The organism is Paenibacillus sp. BIHB 4019 (assembly GCF_002741035.1).
GTDB lineage: Bacteria > Bacillota > Bacilli > Paenibacillales > Paenibacillaceae > Pristimantibacillus.
Genome location: NZ_CP016808.1, coordinates 4737154 through 4752842, shown reverse-complemented (window position 1 = coordinate 4752842; position 15689 = coordinate 4737154). Strand labels below are relative to the sequence as shown.

The window sequence follows — 15689 nt, the reverse complement described above, 5'->3', positions numbered from 1 at the left end:
TCGGCTTCATCCCTTTGTCCCTGAACATCTATATAAACATCAGCAGAAAGATCCATGGCTTCTCCTTCTGCTGATGGTCATACGACGATCAAGGCTTTCACGTCGCATCTTCTCTCCACTCTTTACCATACGCAGTTAGAGCGGAAAGTGTGCATACACCTGTAGTCATTCAACTAAAATTAATGCGCTGCTTTGTTATCTTTGAGCGTATTCAGGTCAACCGCATATTTTTCAATGCCGCCCGACTCCAGATGAATTTCATAATTTAAAATTTTATTACCCTCCGACCAGCTCAAATTGGCGATCTGGCCGTTTTTACGCGCCGTTTCCAGCAGCAGCTTATGGTCGCTTGCCTCATAAATCTTAATGGCATAGCCAACGACCTCTGCCGAATAAACGCCGTCTGCAGAAACCAGTGCGACTGGTGCAAGAGGAGCTTTCTCTGATTCGCCTGAAAGGCTTTCCAATCGTTTGCCATCCTCCTCTGCAGGAGCTTGCGAAATGTTAGTGTCTGTACCCGCGTCAGACTTTGCATCTTTGGAATCCGGAGCAGTAAGGCCCGAAGCCGAACCAAAATCAGAGGTTCCAGATTCGCCAATGTTATTGCTGTTTGCGCTTCCGCCATCTTGATTTGATCCATCGCCACTTTGATCAGTTACATTCGTCTTAAGGCTCATGCTCGTATCAAGCGATTCCGTATTCACTTCGCCCGAAGCCTGTGGCTCAGCAGCCACAAATTGCCTGACCGCCGACGTGTCGTAATTGGCCAACGGGCTGTCAGCAGCAGTAGCGCTTGCTTCCGTCCGGCTCATGTCATGATTTGATTGCGACCCATTAAACCAGCCTGCGTTATAGGAAACGATAAATGTGCCAGCTACGAGGCACGCCGCAACGACGCCTGTGAGCTGCCGAAGCTTTGATGAAGCGCCGCGATCGGGCGTTTTCCTTCGCTTAGGCATTGCTGTCTCTTGCTCTTGCTGCGCCACAACTGAGCCAGCCGCTTCGAATGATAGCTGCTCCAATTGAGGCATAATAGCATCTACAAGGCTGTAGCTTGGCGTTACATGAGGCAGATTTTCCAATTCCGCAGACAAATTTTTCAGCCGCTCAAACATTGCTGCGCAGTCCGGACATTGCTTGAAATGTTTTGTCATGGTTGCTTTCTCGTATTCATCAAGGTCGCCGTCAAGCTCCCTTTGCATATATTCCATCACCTCTTGACAGTTCATCCCCGGACACCACCTTTCTGATAATCATGTAGTAACGTTTGAAGCTGCTGTCTGGCTCTGAATAAATAGGATTTAACTGTGTTTAGGGGCAAATCCAGAGACTCAGCTATTTCATTGTAGGAAAAATCCTGCAAGTATCGAAGCACGACAACAGCACGGTGATGATCGGGTAGCTTATCAATAGCGTTACGGATGTCTTGAGCTGCGTAAGCGGACAAAACCTCATCCTCTACATTTTGCTTCTCGTGAAACACCATATCATGCTCATCAATGGATACTGTCGGTTTGTTTCTTCTAAACTTGTCAATGCAGATATTCGTTACAATGCGTTGAATCCATGTTTTAAATTGGGCTTTTTCTTCGTAGGAGCCGATTTTGGTATAAATGCGAATGAGTGCCTCCTGTGCCGCATCCATTGCATCCTGCTCGTTGTTTACTATATAGTAGGCTGTCCGATAAACATGTGTTTCAATCTCTCGCAATAGAGTAATCAATGCATCGCGATCTCCCGACTGAGCGGCTCTAATAAGGCCAGGCTCCACCACGAAGGATCCCCCTCTCTTGCAACCTCTCTGACGAGCAGGTTACGTAAAATGTTGCAAACCTTCGTACAAATTCATTTTTTATTTTAGCCATACGGCCCATATTCCGATTTAAAGAAGCGTACTCCACACTCAAGAATATCAAAAAAAGCAAGCAGCGTATATAGCAAGTTCATGACTGCATGGAACTAGCCAGCCTTGCTCTTTTAATCAACTGCCCTCTCCAGAAACGCATAAAAGTTAATATTTATTTTGCCAAAGCGCACTTCGCAGCATTCAGCCGGGAAAAAATCCTCTCCGCCCACGCATGCCTTGAGCTTGTCCAAAATGTTTTCGATGCTGTCACTATCGAGCTTCAGCATTAATCCCGATTGGGCGTAATGGAGACTTTCTTCGTCATTAACCTGCGCAAGCCCAAGCTCTTTCACTTTTTTACTATTAATTAGCGCGGCTTCGCTTAAAACAAGTACCGTTTCCTCCCCTGCAAGCGTTAGGAGGAAAGCTTCGAAAAGCTCACTTGCACCATCTATATCAAATCGGATATCGATGGCATATTTACCGGCTCTGTTTATTTTTATCATCGGCTTCTCACTTCCTTGCAATTAATCTCCTGCCGTTACTTATGCTCATTTTACAGGATCATTTCAAAGAAGCCTACATCGCGTTCCAATCTATTCCGCTTTTCTTTAGCTAAATATATATTATGAAGGAAACGTATAGTATAGCTTGATTCATGCGATAAAGATACGCAAAAAGCCGCAAAGGCATGCTGCTATTTTTGGTTGTGCGTGCCAGCCGGTGCAGGCTCGCTTCTCCCTGCTTAGCGATTCTTCAGGGCAAACCTCACCTGTCGATTCAAGGCTGGGGAACCACTTGCTGCGATTGTTGCTGAGATCACTGTGGCTTTGATCACTGCGCTTAGATCACTATAGCTTAGATCACCGTAGCTTAGATCACCGTAGCTTAGATCACTATAGCTTAGATCACTGTAGCTTAGATCACCGTAGCTTAGATCACTATAGCTTAGATCACTGTAGCTTAGATCACATCATTGTGACTTAACACTGTAGCTTAGATTTTCTCGGCTGAAAACACAGCTGTTGAGAATCCGCGGCTTGGGGCGCACGCTCCTTTTTTGGCGGACTGAGGTTCCGCTATTTTGGGTTTTAATCCGATTTCTGACCTTAAGCGGACAGGAAATCCGTTATTGTCCTCTTTATTGCAGCAAAATGGCCATTTACAGCACATTAGCGGCTCCTGAGTCCGCCACTTGTGCCATACCCTTTATTTTGTTGAAATAGCTGCTTCTGTGTCCGCCTAGCCTAGCTTTGTACAGAAAATGAGCCAGTGGAACGCTGACCACCCAGCTGACTTTCGGTACGTAGGCCCACATTCATAAGCGGTGACATTTCCAGTAATAATGGGAATACTTGTGACTACTTGTGACATTATATTTGATCTGGATCTGGGTTCGAATGCAGCTCAATTACATATGTACACCCGCCTATACTATATGCACTTTTATTAAAAATTCTCCTTTTGTGATTGGGTTTATTATCATTGAAAATCAATTTCCCTTATTCATCGTTCTGGCCTGAAGCCTTCCCGATACCGCCCGATATTCAATTTCACCGTCCTGATCTGTTCGGCGCACCTCGGTTCCGGCTGCCTTTAAGCGTCCCAGCACATCCCCATGAGGATGGCCGTAGCTGTTTGTCGCCCCTGCGGAAATCGCCGCACTCAGCGGCTGCCAGCGTTCCAGCCAATTGGCGGCAGTCGAATAACGGCTTCCATGATGTGCTACTTTAAGCACATCAACTTTGGCGCAGCAAGCTGCATAAAAAGCTGGATTTTCGTCCATAAGGGCCAGCAACCGCTCCTCCGTCTCAAATCCGATGTCTCCTGTCAGCAGAAAAGTATAATTCTTCATCGTCAAATAAAGGACAACACTGGCTTCGTTCTGCTCCTCAAGCTCCTTGATTTCCATGTTGGAAATGCTGCTTCCTTCCGTTTGGTTAACAGCAGGAGGCCATAAAACGTTCAGACTTGTGTTTTTGCCCATTTCCCACTCCTGCCCCGCCTCTGCCCGGTACATTGGAATCTCATGGCGAACCGCATAGGCTAGCAATTCCTCCGCATCTGGTGAATGCTTCACACTGCCGTTCCATAACAGCCCTTTGACTGGGATCGAATCCATAACCGCTTTAAGCCCCCTAATATGATCGCTGTCCAAATGGCTGACTACGAGCAAATCAATCTGCTGCACTCCGCGCTTCATTAGCAGCGGGGCGATAACCTTTTTGCCTACCTCGAATGGGTCCTTGCGCGCTCTCCACTCCTCGCCGGCCTTGCGGAAAGAAACCGTTCCCCCACCGTCGATCAACAGATGCTTCCCTTCCGGCGTTCTGACATAAATAGCGTCCCCTTGTCCGATATCAAGCACATGAACGCGGCCGTCACGATCAAATAAATCCGGATGATAGGCGAATAATAACAGTGCCAGCATGATAAGCACGGCTGAAAAAAAGCTTCTAAGAAAAAGAAGCGCCTTCGCAGCTGATGCATACGAAAAACCAGCAAAGCCATCAGAAGACTTGCTAGGAACAGTAATGCCGCCCTTGCGATGTATAGCTGAAAGCTCGTAGAGCGGCTGCGTCTCCAACTCGCCGTTTTCGTGGCCTCCCGCAAGATTGCTATGCTCTGAATCTGGCCCCTGTTCACGGGCGGCTGATAACTCGCTCACTGGAAGGGAGCGGAATAGCAGCGCTAAAGCGCCATACCAAGCAGCGATCCACCATAGCGGTGGAGTCGCCCAAATCGTGCGAAATAAATCCGCCCTTGCGAGCCAGTCCACAAGCCAAAATGTCCAGTCGTTGGCGTAGACGCTCGCCCATGCGAGCAGTTTGCCGCCTGTTGGCCAAGCTATGTGAATAAAAAGTGCGGCTCCGCCTAGCGGCATAATGATAAAGCTGATAAATGGCACGAGCAGCAAATTCGCCGGGAGCGACAGCAAATGGAATTGGTTGAAATAATAAATGGAAACCGGAAACGAGACGGCCTGTGCCACGACGCTGACGGCGATCAAATCGAGCAGCGTTTCGCCCCGTTTCCAGTGAGGCATGGCTCGCCTTACTGGAGGAACGCCAAGAATAAGGCCTAGCGTTACGATAAACGAAAGCTGGAAGCTGACATTTTCCAGATAAAACGGATTTAACGCCAGCATGATGACGGCTGCGGCCGCCAATATATGCAGGCCATCCTTAAGCTTGTGCATGCGCGCTGCCAGGAGGCCAAGCATGCCCATCACTCCGGCCCGTACAACCGAAGGCGAAGCGCCGCTGAGCAGCACATAGAAGGGCACGGCAAAAACGAGCGTCAGCAGCAGGCGCTCCCGCGTCATGCGGCAAAGCCGTAAAATCAGGCCAAGCGCGTAGAGGAATACCGCGACGTGCAGGCCCGATATGGCGAGTATATGCGTTAAGCCAAGGCGAGCAAATTGCTGCATGAGGGAGGGATCAAGATCATCCGTGATCCCGAGGACGAGACCTTGCATGTAGCCGGCTTGCATGCCCGGGTACATGTTCGAAAGCCGTGCGGCGAGCCAGGCGCGCACGGTGTCGACGCGGCCGAGCAGCGCGGCCGCGGTCCATGGCGGGCCAGGCGCGACGTCGATCGCGCCTGTGCCCGTAGCTTGAAGCAGCCAGTGGATTTTCTGGCTGCTCAAGTAGCGGCGGTAGTCGAAGCCGCCGCGATTAGCCGGGCCAGCGGGCTGCGCCAGCTGGCCCTTAACGCCAACGACGTCGCCGCGACGCCAAGCAGCGGCGACCTCCTGCTGCAGCTGCTCCTCGAGCCGCAGCTGCACAAGCATCCGCTCGCCGCCGAGCTGGCGCAGCGAGCCAAAGCCCGCTACGCTGGCGGCATCGACCGCCAGCTCAAAGCTTGCCCGGTCGCCGTCGATCTCGACGACCGACGCAATCGTCCCGGACGCTTGGGCCGCTATCGCAGCGTCCGACCCCTGCGCCTCTGCGGCGCGCAGCACGTCCAGCAGTCCAGTCACATTGCGGGCATCCGCCCACATTCGTTCTCCAGCTGCAAGGACGAAGCCGACTACACATACGGCAGCCAGCTTTCGCGTCAGCCGCCCCGACAAAACCAGCGCCAGGGCGGCTACCGCCACACCGCCCGCCGCCAGCACAGCTCCTGCGCCGCTCAACTTCGCGCCGCTCGCGCAGCCTGCCACAAAACATACCGCAAACCATAGCAGCGGTCTTCTATTCATTTTCAATCACCTCTTGATTTTGATTTGAACATGGCTTTATTTTTACGAAAAATACCTAAGCCACCAAGCTTAAACGTCCGACATCACCCTCTAGCGGAATAAGCTCATTTCGCGGTGTACACCCGCCATTTATAAGCTCAAACTGATAAATTTTTAAATTTGCAAAAAAAAGCACCTCTTATCACATGCAGATTCGCATGCAATAAGAGGTGCTCCCTCACTAAATATATGATTTACTATTAACGTGCAATATTAAGAAATTACAGCCATTCCCGCCTGCGGCGGCGGCTCGTAGCCTTCCAGACAACGAAAAGCAATGCCTTTGTGCCCCATCAGCGTCACAACCTTCTCGCTGTCTTTCGGGTAGCCGCGGTGATAGACAACCTCTTTTATCCCGCTGTTCGCAAGCATATTCGCGCAAGTCCAGCAAGGCTGGTCTGTCACATATACCGTTGAGCCTTCACGGTCGGCTCGATCGGTAAACAGCAGCAAATTTTGCTCCGCATGGATTGTGCGAATGCAGCGCTGTTTTTTTGCCATTTGCTCCTCGCCATTCTCCTGCTTAATTTCCCACTCCTCCGCAATCATGCAGCCCGCTTCCGAGCAATCCTGAACGCCCATCGGCGCTCCATTATATGCGGTGCCAAGCAGCTTCTTGCCCTGCACCAAAACAGCTCCCACATGCCGCCTTGGGCAGCGTGAGCGCGTCGATACCATATAAGCGATGTCCATAAAATACGTATCCCAGTCTTTGCGTTCGGCGTCTTGCCCTACTATTGCCATTGTTTCAGCTTCCTCCTTGATGCTCGTTCAAAATAATCGTCAGCCGCAACTGCGTCAAAAATGCACGATATATTCGTTTTTTCTTAAAATCCGGCTGCTGCCTGTTATTTTCTCACACTTAAGGATTGGCGACAATGCTGTCTTTCATGCCTTCCAGCAGCTTAGGTCCAATTCCTTTCACTCGCTGCAAGTCATCGACCGATGTAAAACGCCCATTTTTCTCCCGATTTTCTACGATTGCTTTAGCTTTCGCCGGACCGATTCCCTTCAGCCCATCGAGCTCCTGAACAGTTGCCCGGTTAATATCCAGCTTGCCCGAATCCGTCGACGACGCGGCACCTTCACCTGGCTCATTCTGTGCCGCTTCAACTGCACTGCTCCCTTTAGTCGCACTAGTTTCCGGCATGTGCAGCTCCGAATTTCCAGTATTATATCCAGTCAAATTTTCATTATTATTCACATTTCCGTTCCCACGGCTGCTTCCAGCATCAGCTTCTCCTAATTCACCAGCAGCAGCGTTTGCCCCACCTTGCACCGCCTTCCCAGCACCATCCAACCGGGATGTTACAGTCCCTTCTACTGCTCCATCAGCAGTAGCTGGCATCTTCCCGCTCCCATTTTCCCCATCTTCACCGCTGTCCGAGGACGGTTTTCCACTACTGCCATTTGCCGCTGTACTCCCCTGTTGTCCTTCTCCATTCGCCTGCTTCCCTAAGCCGCTATCCTCTCCAGCCTCGCTCTTCACCCCAGCAGAAGCAGGTTCATTGCCTTGCTCTGGCTCCAACGCTGCCTCTACCGCCGCATTTAGCGTCATCCAGCCGCTCGGAGCCTGCTCCTTCGGCATAAACATGGCAGCTCCAAGCAGCCCGCAGGCAAGCAGCAAACAACCCGCCATAATCGCCCGCTTCCCATTCCGGCTTTTCCCATACTGCTTCTCCTTCACTCGTTGCCCCATCCTTAATCCACACCTTTCGCTATGAATGAATGCTCCAAAAAAGATGAAAATCGTTGACATAACTGCCAAGTTGTCAGGAATACGGTAGAAGAACAGGTAAACTGCGAATAGGCTTACTTCGCCTTAAAGCCTGTTCACTTCGGAAAATCAATTCGGATCAGAAAATGATTCAAATCTGGCCCCCACAAGGCCGCTTCCATTTCACAACCTCACAACGAAGGAGGCCATCGCATGAAAGTTGGATTTATTGGAACGGGAACGATGGGCAGTCTGCTCATTGAAGCATTAATCGCTTCGGGAGCACTGGAATCCGATCAAATTTCCGTCAGCAATCGCACTTTCTCCAAAGCGCAGGCGCTCGCTGACCGCTATGCCGGACTTCAAGCAGAAGCGAGCAATGCTCGTGCCGCATTTGGCAAGGATATTGTTTTTCTCTGCATTAAACCGCATGAATTTAAAAAGGTCATCGACGACATATCCTCTGTCATAAGGCCTGAGCAGCTGCTAGTTTCAATTACAAGCCCGGTGCTGCTCTCACATCTTGAGGAAGTCGTCCCATGCAAAGTAGCGAAAGTCATTCCCAGCATTACGAATCATGTATGGAGCGGCGCTTCCTTATGTATTTATGGCTCCCGCATCCAAAGCGAGGACAAGGAACGGCTCGAAGCGCTGCTCGCCTTTATTAGCGAACCGCTGCAAATTGATGAATCCTATACGCGTGTCGTCTCCGACCTCTCCAGCTGCGGACCGGCGTTTATTTCTTGTCTGCTGGAGCAGTTCGTCGACGCGGCAGTTGAAGAGACGGGCATTGACCGCGAGGAAGCGCTCAAGGTGGCAAGTGCCATGCTGCTCGGGACAGGGCTGCTCTTGACCGAAGGAGGCCTTACCCCAGCTGATGTGCAGGCCCGGGTAGCCGTTCCCGGAGGCATTACAGCACAGGCGCTCAAATTGCTTCGCAATGAGACCGATGATGTATTCAACCGGCTTATTCGCACAACTCATGCCAAATTCAATGACGATGTCGCCAAAGTTTCCGTATCTTTCTACGGCGAAGAGGTGAACGGTCAATAGCTGTTCTTCAGCTAACTGACCGTTCACCTCTTCATGTGGCTAACGTTTAATTGGCAACGATGTTGACGATTTTACCTTTTACAGCTACAACCTTGCGGATGGTTTTGCCTGCGATAAGCTCCTGCACCTTAGCCAGTTCCTTCGCAAGACGTTCCATTTCCGCTTCATCCGTGTCTGCCGCTATTGACAGGCGCTCAATGATTTTGCCATTAACTTGAACGACGATTTCAACCTCTTGGTCAACCGTCCAAGCCTCTTCCCATGTCGGCCAGGACTCGTAAGTAATCGTCCCTGTTCCGCCCAGCTTCTCCCACAGCTCTTCCGCAATATGCGGCGCAAGCGGGGACAGCATTTTCACAAAGTCAGCCATCGCTTCACGCGGCAGCACTTCGGTTTTGTAAGCTTCATTGACAAAAATCATCAATTGGCTGATCGCTGTGTTAAAACGCAGATGCTCAAAGTCATCGGTTACTTTTTTAATGGTGCGATGCCATGTACGCTTGAACGCTTCAGTCGTTTCACCTTCCGAAATTTTCGCACTCAAGCTGCCATCGTCACCGATGAACAAGCGCCATACACGGCTAAGGAAACGGAAGGCTCCTTCTACGCCGTTCGTGTTCCAAGGCTTCGTCGCTTCCAGCGGGCCCATGAACATTTCATACAAACGCAGCGTATCTCCGCCGAATTCCGATACAATTTCATCCGGGTTAATGACGTTGCCGCGGGATTTGGACATTTTCTCATTGTTCGTGCCCAAAATCATCCCTTGGTTCACGAGCTTATGGAAAGGCTCCTTCGTCTCAACTACGCCCAGATCATACAATACTTTATGCCAGAAGCGCGCATACAGCAAGTGAAGCACAGCATGCTCCGCTCCGCCGATATACAGGTCAACCGGCAGCCATTCGCGCTGTTTCTCCGGCGAACAAATTTCCTTGTCGTTTTTCGGATCGATAAAGCGCAGGTAGTACCAGCAGCTGCCCGCCCATTGCGGCATCGTGTTCGTCTCGCGACGCGCCTTCATGCCCGTTTCTGGATCAATCGTGTTGACCCATTCCGTAACATTCGCAAGCGGTGATTCCCCTGTACCCGAAGGCTTAATCGCATCAACATCTGGCAGCAGCAGCGGAAGCTGGTCCTCTGGTACTGGCTTCATTGTGCCATCCTCCAGATGAAGAATCGGAATCGGCTCGCCCCAATAACGCTGGCGGCTGAACAGCCAATCGCGCAGACGGTACGTCACTTTGCCATGGCCGCTGCCTTTTTCTTCAAGGAAGCTGATCATTTTCGCAATCGCTTCTTCATTATTAAGCCCGTTCAGCAAATCGGAATTTACGTGGGCACCGTCGCCAGTATAAGCTTCTTTGGAAATATCTCCGCCTTGCACGACTTCCACAATCGGCAGTCCGAACTGTGTGGCAAATTCCCAGTCGCGCGTATCATGGCCTGGAACCGCCATAATCGCACCTGTACCGTAGCCTGCAAGTACATAATCGGCAATCCAGATTGGCGTTTTCTCGCCATTGACCGGGTTAATCGCATATGCACCCGTGAAAACGCCGGATTTTTCCTTCGCCAAATCAGTACGCTCCAAATCGCTCTTGCGGGAAGCTGTCAGCTGGTATGCCTCAATAGCCGCCTTTTGATCCGCTGTCGTAATTTGGGCAACCAGCTCATGCTCAGGCGCAAGCACGCAATAAGTGGCACCGAACAAAGTATCCGGACGTGTCGTAAACACGACAAGATTCGCGTCATGACCCTCAATAGCAAACGTTACTTCGGCGCCTGTAGACTTGCCGATCCAGTTGCGCTGCATATCCTTGATGCTTTCCGTCCAGTCAAGCTCCTCCAGATCCTCCAGCAGGCGCTCCGCATATTCGGTAATTTTCAGTACCCATTGGCGCATTGGCTTGCGTACAACCGGATGATTTCCGCGTTCGCTTAGTCCGTCAATGACTTCCTCGTTGGCAAGCACAGTTCCCAGCGCTTCGCACCAGTTAACTGGAACTTCAGCAACATATGCAAGGCCTTTATTGTACAGCTGGATGAAAATCCACTGCGTCCATTTATAATAATCCGGGTCAGTCGTACTAAACTCGCGATCCCAATCGTAGGAAAAGCCGAGCGATTTGATTTGACGACGGAAGTTGTCGATATTTTTAAATGTAATTTCACGCGGATGCTGCCCTGTATCCAGTGCATGCTGCTCTGCAGGTAGGCCAAACGCATCCCAGCCCATTGGGTGCAGGACGTTAAAGCCGCGCAGACGCTTGTAACGCGACACGATATCCGTTGCCGTGTAGCCTTCCGGATGACCGACGTGCAGGCCTGAACCGGATGGATAAGGGAACATATCGAGTGCATAAAATTTCGGTTTGCCCGCTTCTTCCTTCGTAGCGAACGTCTTGTTCTCATCCCAATATTTTTGCCATTTCGGCTCTACTATCAGCGGATTATATCCTTGCGGTTGCTGATCTTGACTCATGAATGTTTCCTCCTTAAGCTTGGTAAAGCAAAATTTCAGCGGGCTTCCAAGGTGAAACGGCTGTCGCTGTCCTTTGGCGGCGCTGCGCGTTTCATTTCGAGAAATATAAGCCTATTTATAAGGGAAAACTTATAAATGCTTATATTTCATGCAAAAAAGCTCCCGCCCCTAGCGTATGATCGCTAGGGACGAGAGCTGTCTCCCGTGGTACCACCCTAGTTAGCCCCCGGACATGCTTTGCCGAGTGCTCACTTGTTGCCTTTAACGCAGGCCTTACGGTACGCTTGCGCGCACAGCTCCAAGGTGAGATTCATATCGCTGCAGGTCCGGCTTGCACCATCCGCCGGCTCTCTAAGCCATGCCCCGCGATACTACTGTTCCTCATCAACGCCATATGTGACATTTTAAGAATTAGTTCCGATTATAATGAAGCTTTGACGCGATGTCAAGGGATAAGCCTCTAAGCGACTCCCTTTTTATCCCAATACGCTCACTTCTTGCATGCTAAAATGAACGATGCTAGAACATCAGCCATTTTTTGCGAGGAACCGCCATTCTCCTTGCGAGGCAAAAAAGCTGCTCTCATTTATCCATGGCATTTGCCCCACGGAGGGGTATAATAGGAGCAGCAAGCTTTTGCAACCTATTACTATTTTCGGAGGAATCGTTATGATGCGTTTTGTAAGCAACAACCATATAACAGACCCTGCGCTTAATTTGGCGCTGGAAGAATATATTTTGCGGTCGCTGCCGCCGGAGGACGATTATTTACTGTTTTATATTAATGAGCCTTCCATTATTATTGGCAAAAACCAAAATACGCTGGAAGAAATCAACCCGCGCTACGTAGAGGAAAACAACATCCATGTCGTGCGCCGGCTGTCCGGCGGCGGAGCCGTATATCATGACGAAGGGAATTTGAATTTCAGCTTCATCATGAGCGACGACGGCCAATCCTTCCATAACTTCAAGAAGTTTACCGAGCCGGTCGTGAAAGCACTAGCCGCGCTTGGCGTTCAGGCTGAGCTTACGGGCCGAAACGATATTCAAGTCGGCGAACGAAAAATTTCCGGCAACGCACAATTTTCAGGACGCGGCAGAATGTTCAGCCATGGCACCTTGCTGTTTGATTCCGAAATTGAAAATGTCGTATCCGCTTTGAAAGCGAATCCCGAAAAATACGTGTCGAAAGCGACAAAATCAATTCGCAGCCGCGTAGCCAACATTTCCGAGTTTCTGTCAGAGCCGATTACAATTGAGGAATTCCGCCAAAGCGTGCTTGCTTCCATTTTTGAAGGCAGTGAGGAAATTCCTTACTACGAGCTTTCCGAGGCGCAATGGGCGGATGTCCGCGAGCTGGCACAAACGCGCTATCGCAGCTGGGATTGGAATTATGGCCGGTCGCCCGCATTCAATATGCGCCAGACGAAGCGGATCGAAGGAGCTGGAACGTTTGATGTACGTCTGCAAGTTGAGGAAGGCCTTATTGCAGATGCCGCTGTATATGGCGATTTCTTCGGTCGTGGCGAGAGCAGCGAATTTGCCAAGCAGCTCATCGGTCAGCGTTATGATGCTGCTGCACTCGGCAAGCTGCTCGGCGAGATCGATTTAAGCTATTATTTCGGCAAAGTAACGAAGGAAGACTTAATGGGCTTGATTTTCGAATAAAAATAAACAGCGCCCCGGCCTTCTCTTATTAAGAGAGTCCGGGGCGCTGTCTATGTCCCCTGATAGAATGGAATCATCAATAGGTTCTTTGAATGCCTTTTTTGCCAACTGCCAGCTTCCGAAACCAGAAAACAATGCCATAGCCAAGAACAACAGCGGCACTGTTCATGAGAATATCATCAATGTCGAAGCTGCCGCGCCTCGTAAGCATTTGCAGCACTTCCAGCAGCGTAATAAACAGCACAAACGACAGCAGCACCTTGCCCAGCCGCCAGCGGAAAACAATTGGAAGCGCCAAGCCAAAGGGTACAAATACGACAATATTGCCGCCCATATTAATGATCCAATCGATAAAAGGCATATGATGAAAGTTCGTTACATAAAGCTTGATAGTTGAAAAAGGAATGATATTATATCGCAGCTCCGCACTGCTTCTCGCCTGCCGGCCAAAGCCAAAAAACATTGCATAAATGAGCCACATCGTATAAACGAAAATAAGAATAGCTGTCACTTTTTGAGCAAAGGAATCGAATATTCCGCCTGCCTGCTTCAACGTAATCGCCCCTCCACTTCGCCCGGGTTAAAGGGACGCCGGTAATTTTTTCACCCGATACCAGTAGTTATATTGCAGCGTAAAGCCTAGCTTGTCATACAAGCGGTTCGCCGCATCATTGGCATGCGTCACGAGCAAATAGCTGTGCTCCGCCCCATTTTCCTTGCCCCACTGCAAAATATGCAGCAGAAGCTGCTCGCCAAATCCACGCCTGCGAAAATCTGGTGAAGTCACGACGGCATACAGCCCGATATATCCCCGCTCCATCACGCCAATACCGCAAGCCGCTGGCACTCCCTCTACATAAAGCACAGCAAAGCCCGTCTGAAACGGCGGTGATGCAAACATATTTTTCAGCGTCTCCCGCTCATCATCGGTATGCTTCGCCATCGACATATAGGCTTCCAGCCAAGCTTCACTTAAAAATGTGTCGATGCGAACATCCAGCCCGCCAGCCGGTTGTCGCATTTGAGCAAGGGCCGCCGTCTTGACATAGACAGGGTCTATTTTGTCGTAGCCTCGCAGCGCGAGCGTCTCATCCAGCTCCGGCGGCTGGGAGAATGGCGTGATTTTATAGGCTGTATCCATTCCACGCGCCGTATAAAAAGCTTCGCCATAGGTGATTTTGTGCGAAAGCATTTCCCCGCTGCAGGCTGCTGGCACGATGGAGTTTGACCGTTTGGTATAACCATTCGCCAGACGCAGCTGCCACCCCTCATACATCAGCACCTGAAGCGCAGGCCAAGCATTCATCGACAGCTCCTCCAGCTTAAGATGCAGCTGCTCCTCAGATGGCGACTTTAATGCGGCACTGTCCAAAAGCTGCTTTATCTGGCCCATATGATGCCGATCATGAGCGATAAAATCTGTCAAATATGCCTGCAGCCGGAATGGATGCCCATCGCCGTCTATGTATTCAGCCGCATAATGCTGCTCCGGCAAAGCTTCGATGATCCCAACAATCGCTTCACGGTCTTGAATCGTCTGCCTGACCAGCTTTGCAATTGAAGTATAACGACCATACAGGCGGGCATTTTCATTAAATGCATCATAATCCAAATGCTTGAGCGTCAGCTCCTGCTGCCGGCTTAATCTCTCAATTGCCGTCGTAAGAAAATAACGATCCCAGAGCGCAATATGAGCGACGGCTTCGCGAACGGACCATTTTCCCGGAGCCAAGCTGAGCTCCCACACCGCTTCCTCCTGCTGCTCCAGCCCTTCCACAAACGTAATCCATTCTTGAAAATACTTGAGCAACTGTTGTTTTCCCTGCTCCTGCTCCATGAACCGTTCTCCCTCGCTTTGCTATCCAATATTTGAACTTTTTCTACGATCAGTTTCATTAAAACTAGTAAAATAAAATCTCGCAATTTGCATGCCCTGCAATATTGCCGCCCTCTTGTCGAAGCAAAACAGCCGCCCTGACGGCGGCAATGCCATTCCAATTACCATTAAAGCAATCTAAAGCGGGTTATTTGGTCGAACTGCTGCTCCGCCATTAAGATTGGACGCTGCTTAGGCCCAAACAGATCAAAATGCGGATAGTTGTCGCGGTAGTGAATATACCGGGGATCGAGCCCATAAGACGTGCACCACTGCGCCAGCTTGTCTATATTGGAGCAGCCTACCTTCGTTACCGTCTTCATGCCGGGAAAGCGCGGGTCCAGCCAATAATGCGTCAAAAAAGCGATTTCGCCGCTCTGCACCCGTTCCTTCCAAGCATTCATTTCGGTTCTGGATATGCCAAATGCCACCCGCCCATCTCCTTATTCCATTGGTAAAATATGCTTAACGCGGCCTACTTGCCCGTCAGTCAACCGAACTTTAATGCCATGCGGATGCGTGCCGGAGTTCGTCAGCAAATCCTTGACGATGCCTCTCGTCAGCTTGCCTGTACGCTGATCCTGCTTAAGCACAATGTCGACCTGCTGGCCCGGCTTGATTGCCGCGCGATTCGTTCCGTTCATAGATTAACCTTCCTTTTCAAAAAAGCGTGATGACCAAAGTATGCTCTCCGTTACGACTTTTCTCACCATACTTCATACTTTTCTTTCAAAATAGCATAGCATATGTGCAGGAAAGATGCACATGATGGGTACAACCTGTTATACTTAACACCAAACG

Annotated in this window: 13 protein-coding genes, 1 pseudogene and 1 other annotated feature; of the genes and pseudogenes, 2 read left to right on the top strand and 12 right to left on the bottom strand. The window is 50.3% G+C overall.

Annotated features, from left to right (window positions below; all coding sequences use genetic code 11):
- Positions 1-179: 179 nt before the first annotated feature.
- The 7 genes and pseudogenes from BBD42_RS20610 to BBD42_RS32325 all read right to left on the bottom strand — a co-directional run bounded on the left by BBD42_RS20610 (position 180) and on the right by BBD42_RS32325 (position 7788).
- The gene (locus BBD42_RS20610; protein ID WP_099519688.1) at positions 180-1229 is read right to left on the bottom strand and encodes an anti-sigma factor family protein; all 1050 of its coding nucleotides are present in this window, start codon (positions 1227-1229) and stop codon (positions 180-182) included.
- Entirely contained in the window at positions 1226-1774 is a 549-nt protein-coding gene (locus tag BBD42_RS20605; RefSeq protein ID WP_056029404.1) for an RNA polymerase sigma factor, read from the bottom strand. The genes BBD42_RS20610 and BBD42_RS20605 overlap by 4 nt, the downstream gene beginning before the upstream one ends.
- A gap of 203 nt (positions 1775-1977) precedes the next feature.
- Positions 1978-2352 (bottom strand): hypothetical protein, encoded by a 375-nt coding sequence (locus tag BBD42_RS20600; RefSeq protein ID WP_099519687.1) that lies wholly within the window; start codon positions 2350-2352, stop codon positions 1978-1980.
- 239 nt (positions 2353-2591) lie between these two features.
- Positions 2592-2771: pseudogene (locus BBD42_RS32895) on the bottom strand (hypothetical protein); the annotation flags it as partial.
- A 567-nt stretch (positions 2772-3338) separates the two neighbouring features.
- A complete protein-coding gene (locus BBD42_RS20590; protein ID WP_099519686.1) occupies positions 3339-6050 on the bottom strand; it encodes a ComEC/Rec2 family competence protein in 2712 nt (903 codons plus the stop codon).
- A 252-nt stretch (positions 6051-6302) separates the two neighbouring features.
- Entirely contained in the window at positions 6303-6833 is a 531-nt protein-coding gene (locus BBD42_RS20585) for a deoxycytidylate deaminase (protein WP_099519685.1), read from the bottom strand.
- A 118-nt stretch (positions 6834-6951) separates the two neighbouring features.
- Positions 6952-7788 carry a helix-hairpin-helix domain-containing protein gene (locus BBD42_RS32325; protein ID WP_172455574.1) on the bottom strand — a complete coding sequence of 279 codons (837 nt, stop codon included), beginning with the start codon at positions 7786-7788 and terminating at the stop codon, positions 6952-6954.
- A gap of 231 nt (positions 7789-8019) precedes the next feature.
- Here BBD42_RS32325 and comER point away from each other — a divergent pair, with 231 nt between their 5' ends.
- Positions 8020-8859, top strand: a complete 840-nt coding sequence (comER, locus tag BBD42_RS20575; protein ID WP_099519683.1) for a late competence protein ComER — start codon at positions 8020-8022, stop codon at positions 8857-8859.
- 46 nt (positions 8860-8905) lie between these two features.
- Here comER and leuS read toward each other — a convergent pair whose 3' ends face one another.
- On the bottom strand, positions 8906-11344 hold the full coding sequence (gene leuS / locus BBD42_RS20570) for a leucine--tRNA ligase (protein WP_099519682.1): 2439 nt from the start codon (positions 11342-11344) through the stop codon (positions 8906-8908).
- A gap of 181 nt (positions 11345-11525) precedes the next feature.
- Positions 11526-11741 (bottom strand) — a binding site (T-box leader).
- Between the two features lie 275 nt (positions 11742-12016).
- Here leuS and lplA point away from each other — a divergent pair.
- Positions 12017-13012 carry a lipoate--protein ligase gene (gene lplA, locus BBD42_RS20565; RefSeq protein ID WP_099521717.1) on the top strand — a complete coding sequence of 332 codons (996 nt, stop codon included), beginning with the start codon at positions 12017-12019 and terminating at the stop codon, positions 13010-13012.
- A 76-nt stretch (positions 13013-13088) separates the two neighbouring features.
- Here lplA and BBD42_RS20560 read toward each other — a convergent pair whose 3' ends face one another.
- The 4 genes from BBD42_RS20560 to BBD42_RS20545 all read right to left on the bottom strand — a co-directional run bounded on the left by BBD42_RS20560 (position 13089) and on the right by BBD42_RS20545 (position 15532).
- Positions 13089-13565, bottom strand: coding sequence for a VanZ family protein (locus BBD42_RS20560; RefSeq protein ID WP_237163169.1), 477 nt, complete (start codon positions 13563-13565; stop codon positions 13089-13091).
- Between the two features lie 27 nt (positions 13566-13592).
- Positions 13593-14849 (bottom strand): GNAT family N-acetyltransferase, encoded by a 1257-nt coding sequence (locus BBD42_RS20555; RefSeq protein WP_099519681.1) that lies wholly within the window; start codon positions 14847-14849, stop codon positions 13593-13595.
- Positions 14850-15016: 167 nt separating this feature from the next.
- Positions 15017-15319 carry a hypothetical protein gene (locus tag BBD42_RS20550; protein ID WP_099519680.1) on the bottom strand — a complete coding sequence of 101 codons (303 nt, stop codon included), beginning with the start codon at positions 15317-15319 and terminating at the stop codon, positions 15017-15019.
- Between the two features lie 12 nt (positions 15320-15331).
- Entirely contained in the window at positions 15332-15532 is a 201-nt protein-coding gene (locus BBD42_RS20545; RefSeq protein WP_056029433.1) for a YwbE family protein, read from the bottom strand.
- Positions 15533-15689: the final 157 nt, after the last annotated feature.

Bases quoted from the DNA above. Each gene is read 5' to 3' on its own strand.
- comER (WP_099519683.1), top strand. From the start codon at position 8,020: ATGAAAGTTGGATTTATTGGAACGGGAACGATGGGCAGTCTGCTCATT.
- BBD42_RS20585 (WP_099519685.1), bottom strand. From the start codon at position 6,833: ATGGCAATAGTAGGGCAAGACGCCGAACGCAAAGACTGGGATACGTAT.
- leuS (WP_099519682.1), bottom strand. From the start codon at position 11,344: ATGAGTCAAGATCAGCAACCGCAAGGATATAATCCGCTGATAGTAGAG.
- BBD42_RS20600 (WP_099519687.1), bottom strand. From the start codon at position 2,352: ATGATAAAAATAAACAGAGCCGGTAAATATGCCATCGATATCCGATTT.
- BBD42_RS32325 (WP_172455574.1), bottom strand. From the start codon at position 7,788: ATGGGGCAACGAGTGAAGGAGAAGCAGTATGGGAAAAGCCGGAATGGG.
- BBD42_RS20610 (WP_099519688.1), bottom strand. From the start codon at position 1,229: ATGAACTGTCAAGAGGTGATGGAATATATGCAAAGGGAGCTTGACGGC.
- lplA (WP_099521717.1), top strand. From the start codon at position 12,017: ATGCGTTTTGTAAGCAACAACCATATAACAGACCCTGCGCTTAATTTG.
- BBD42_RS20545 (WP_056029433.1), bottom strand. From the start codon at position 15,532: ATGAACGGAACGAATCGCGCGGCAATCAAGCCGGGCCAGCAGGTCGAC.
- BBD42_RS20590 (WP_099519686.1), bottom strand. From the start codon at position 6,050: ATGAATAGAAGACCGCTGCTATGGTTTGCGGTATGTTTTGTGGCAGGC.
- BBD42_RS20555 (WP_099519681.1), bottom strand. From the start codon at position 14,849: ATGGAGCAGGAGCAGGGAAAACAACAGTTGCTCAAGTATTTTCAAGAA.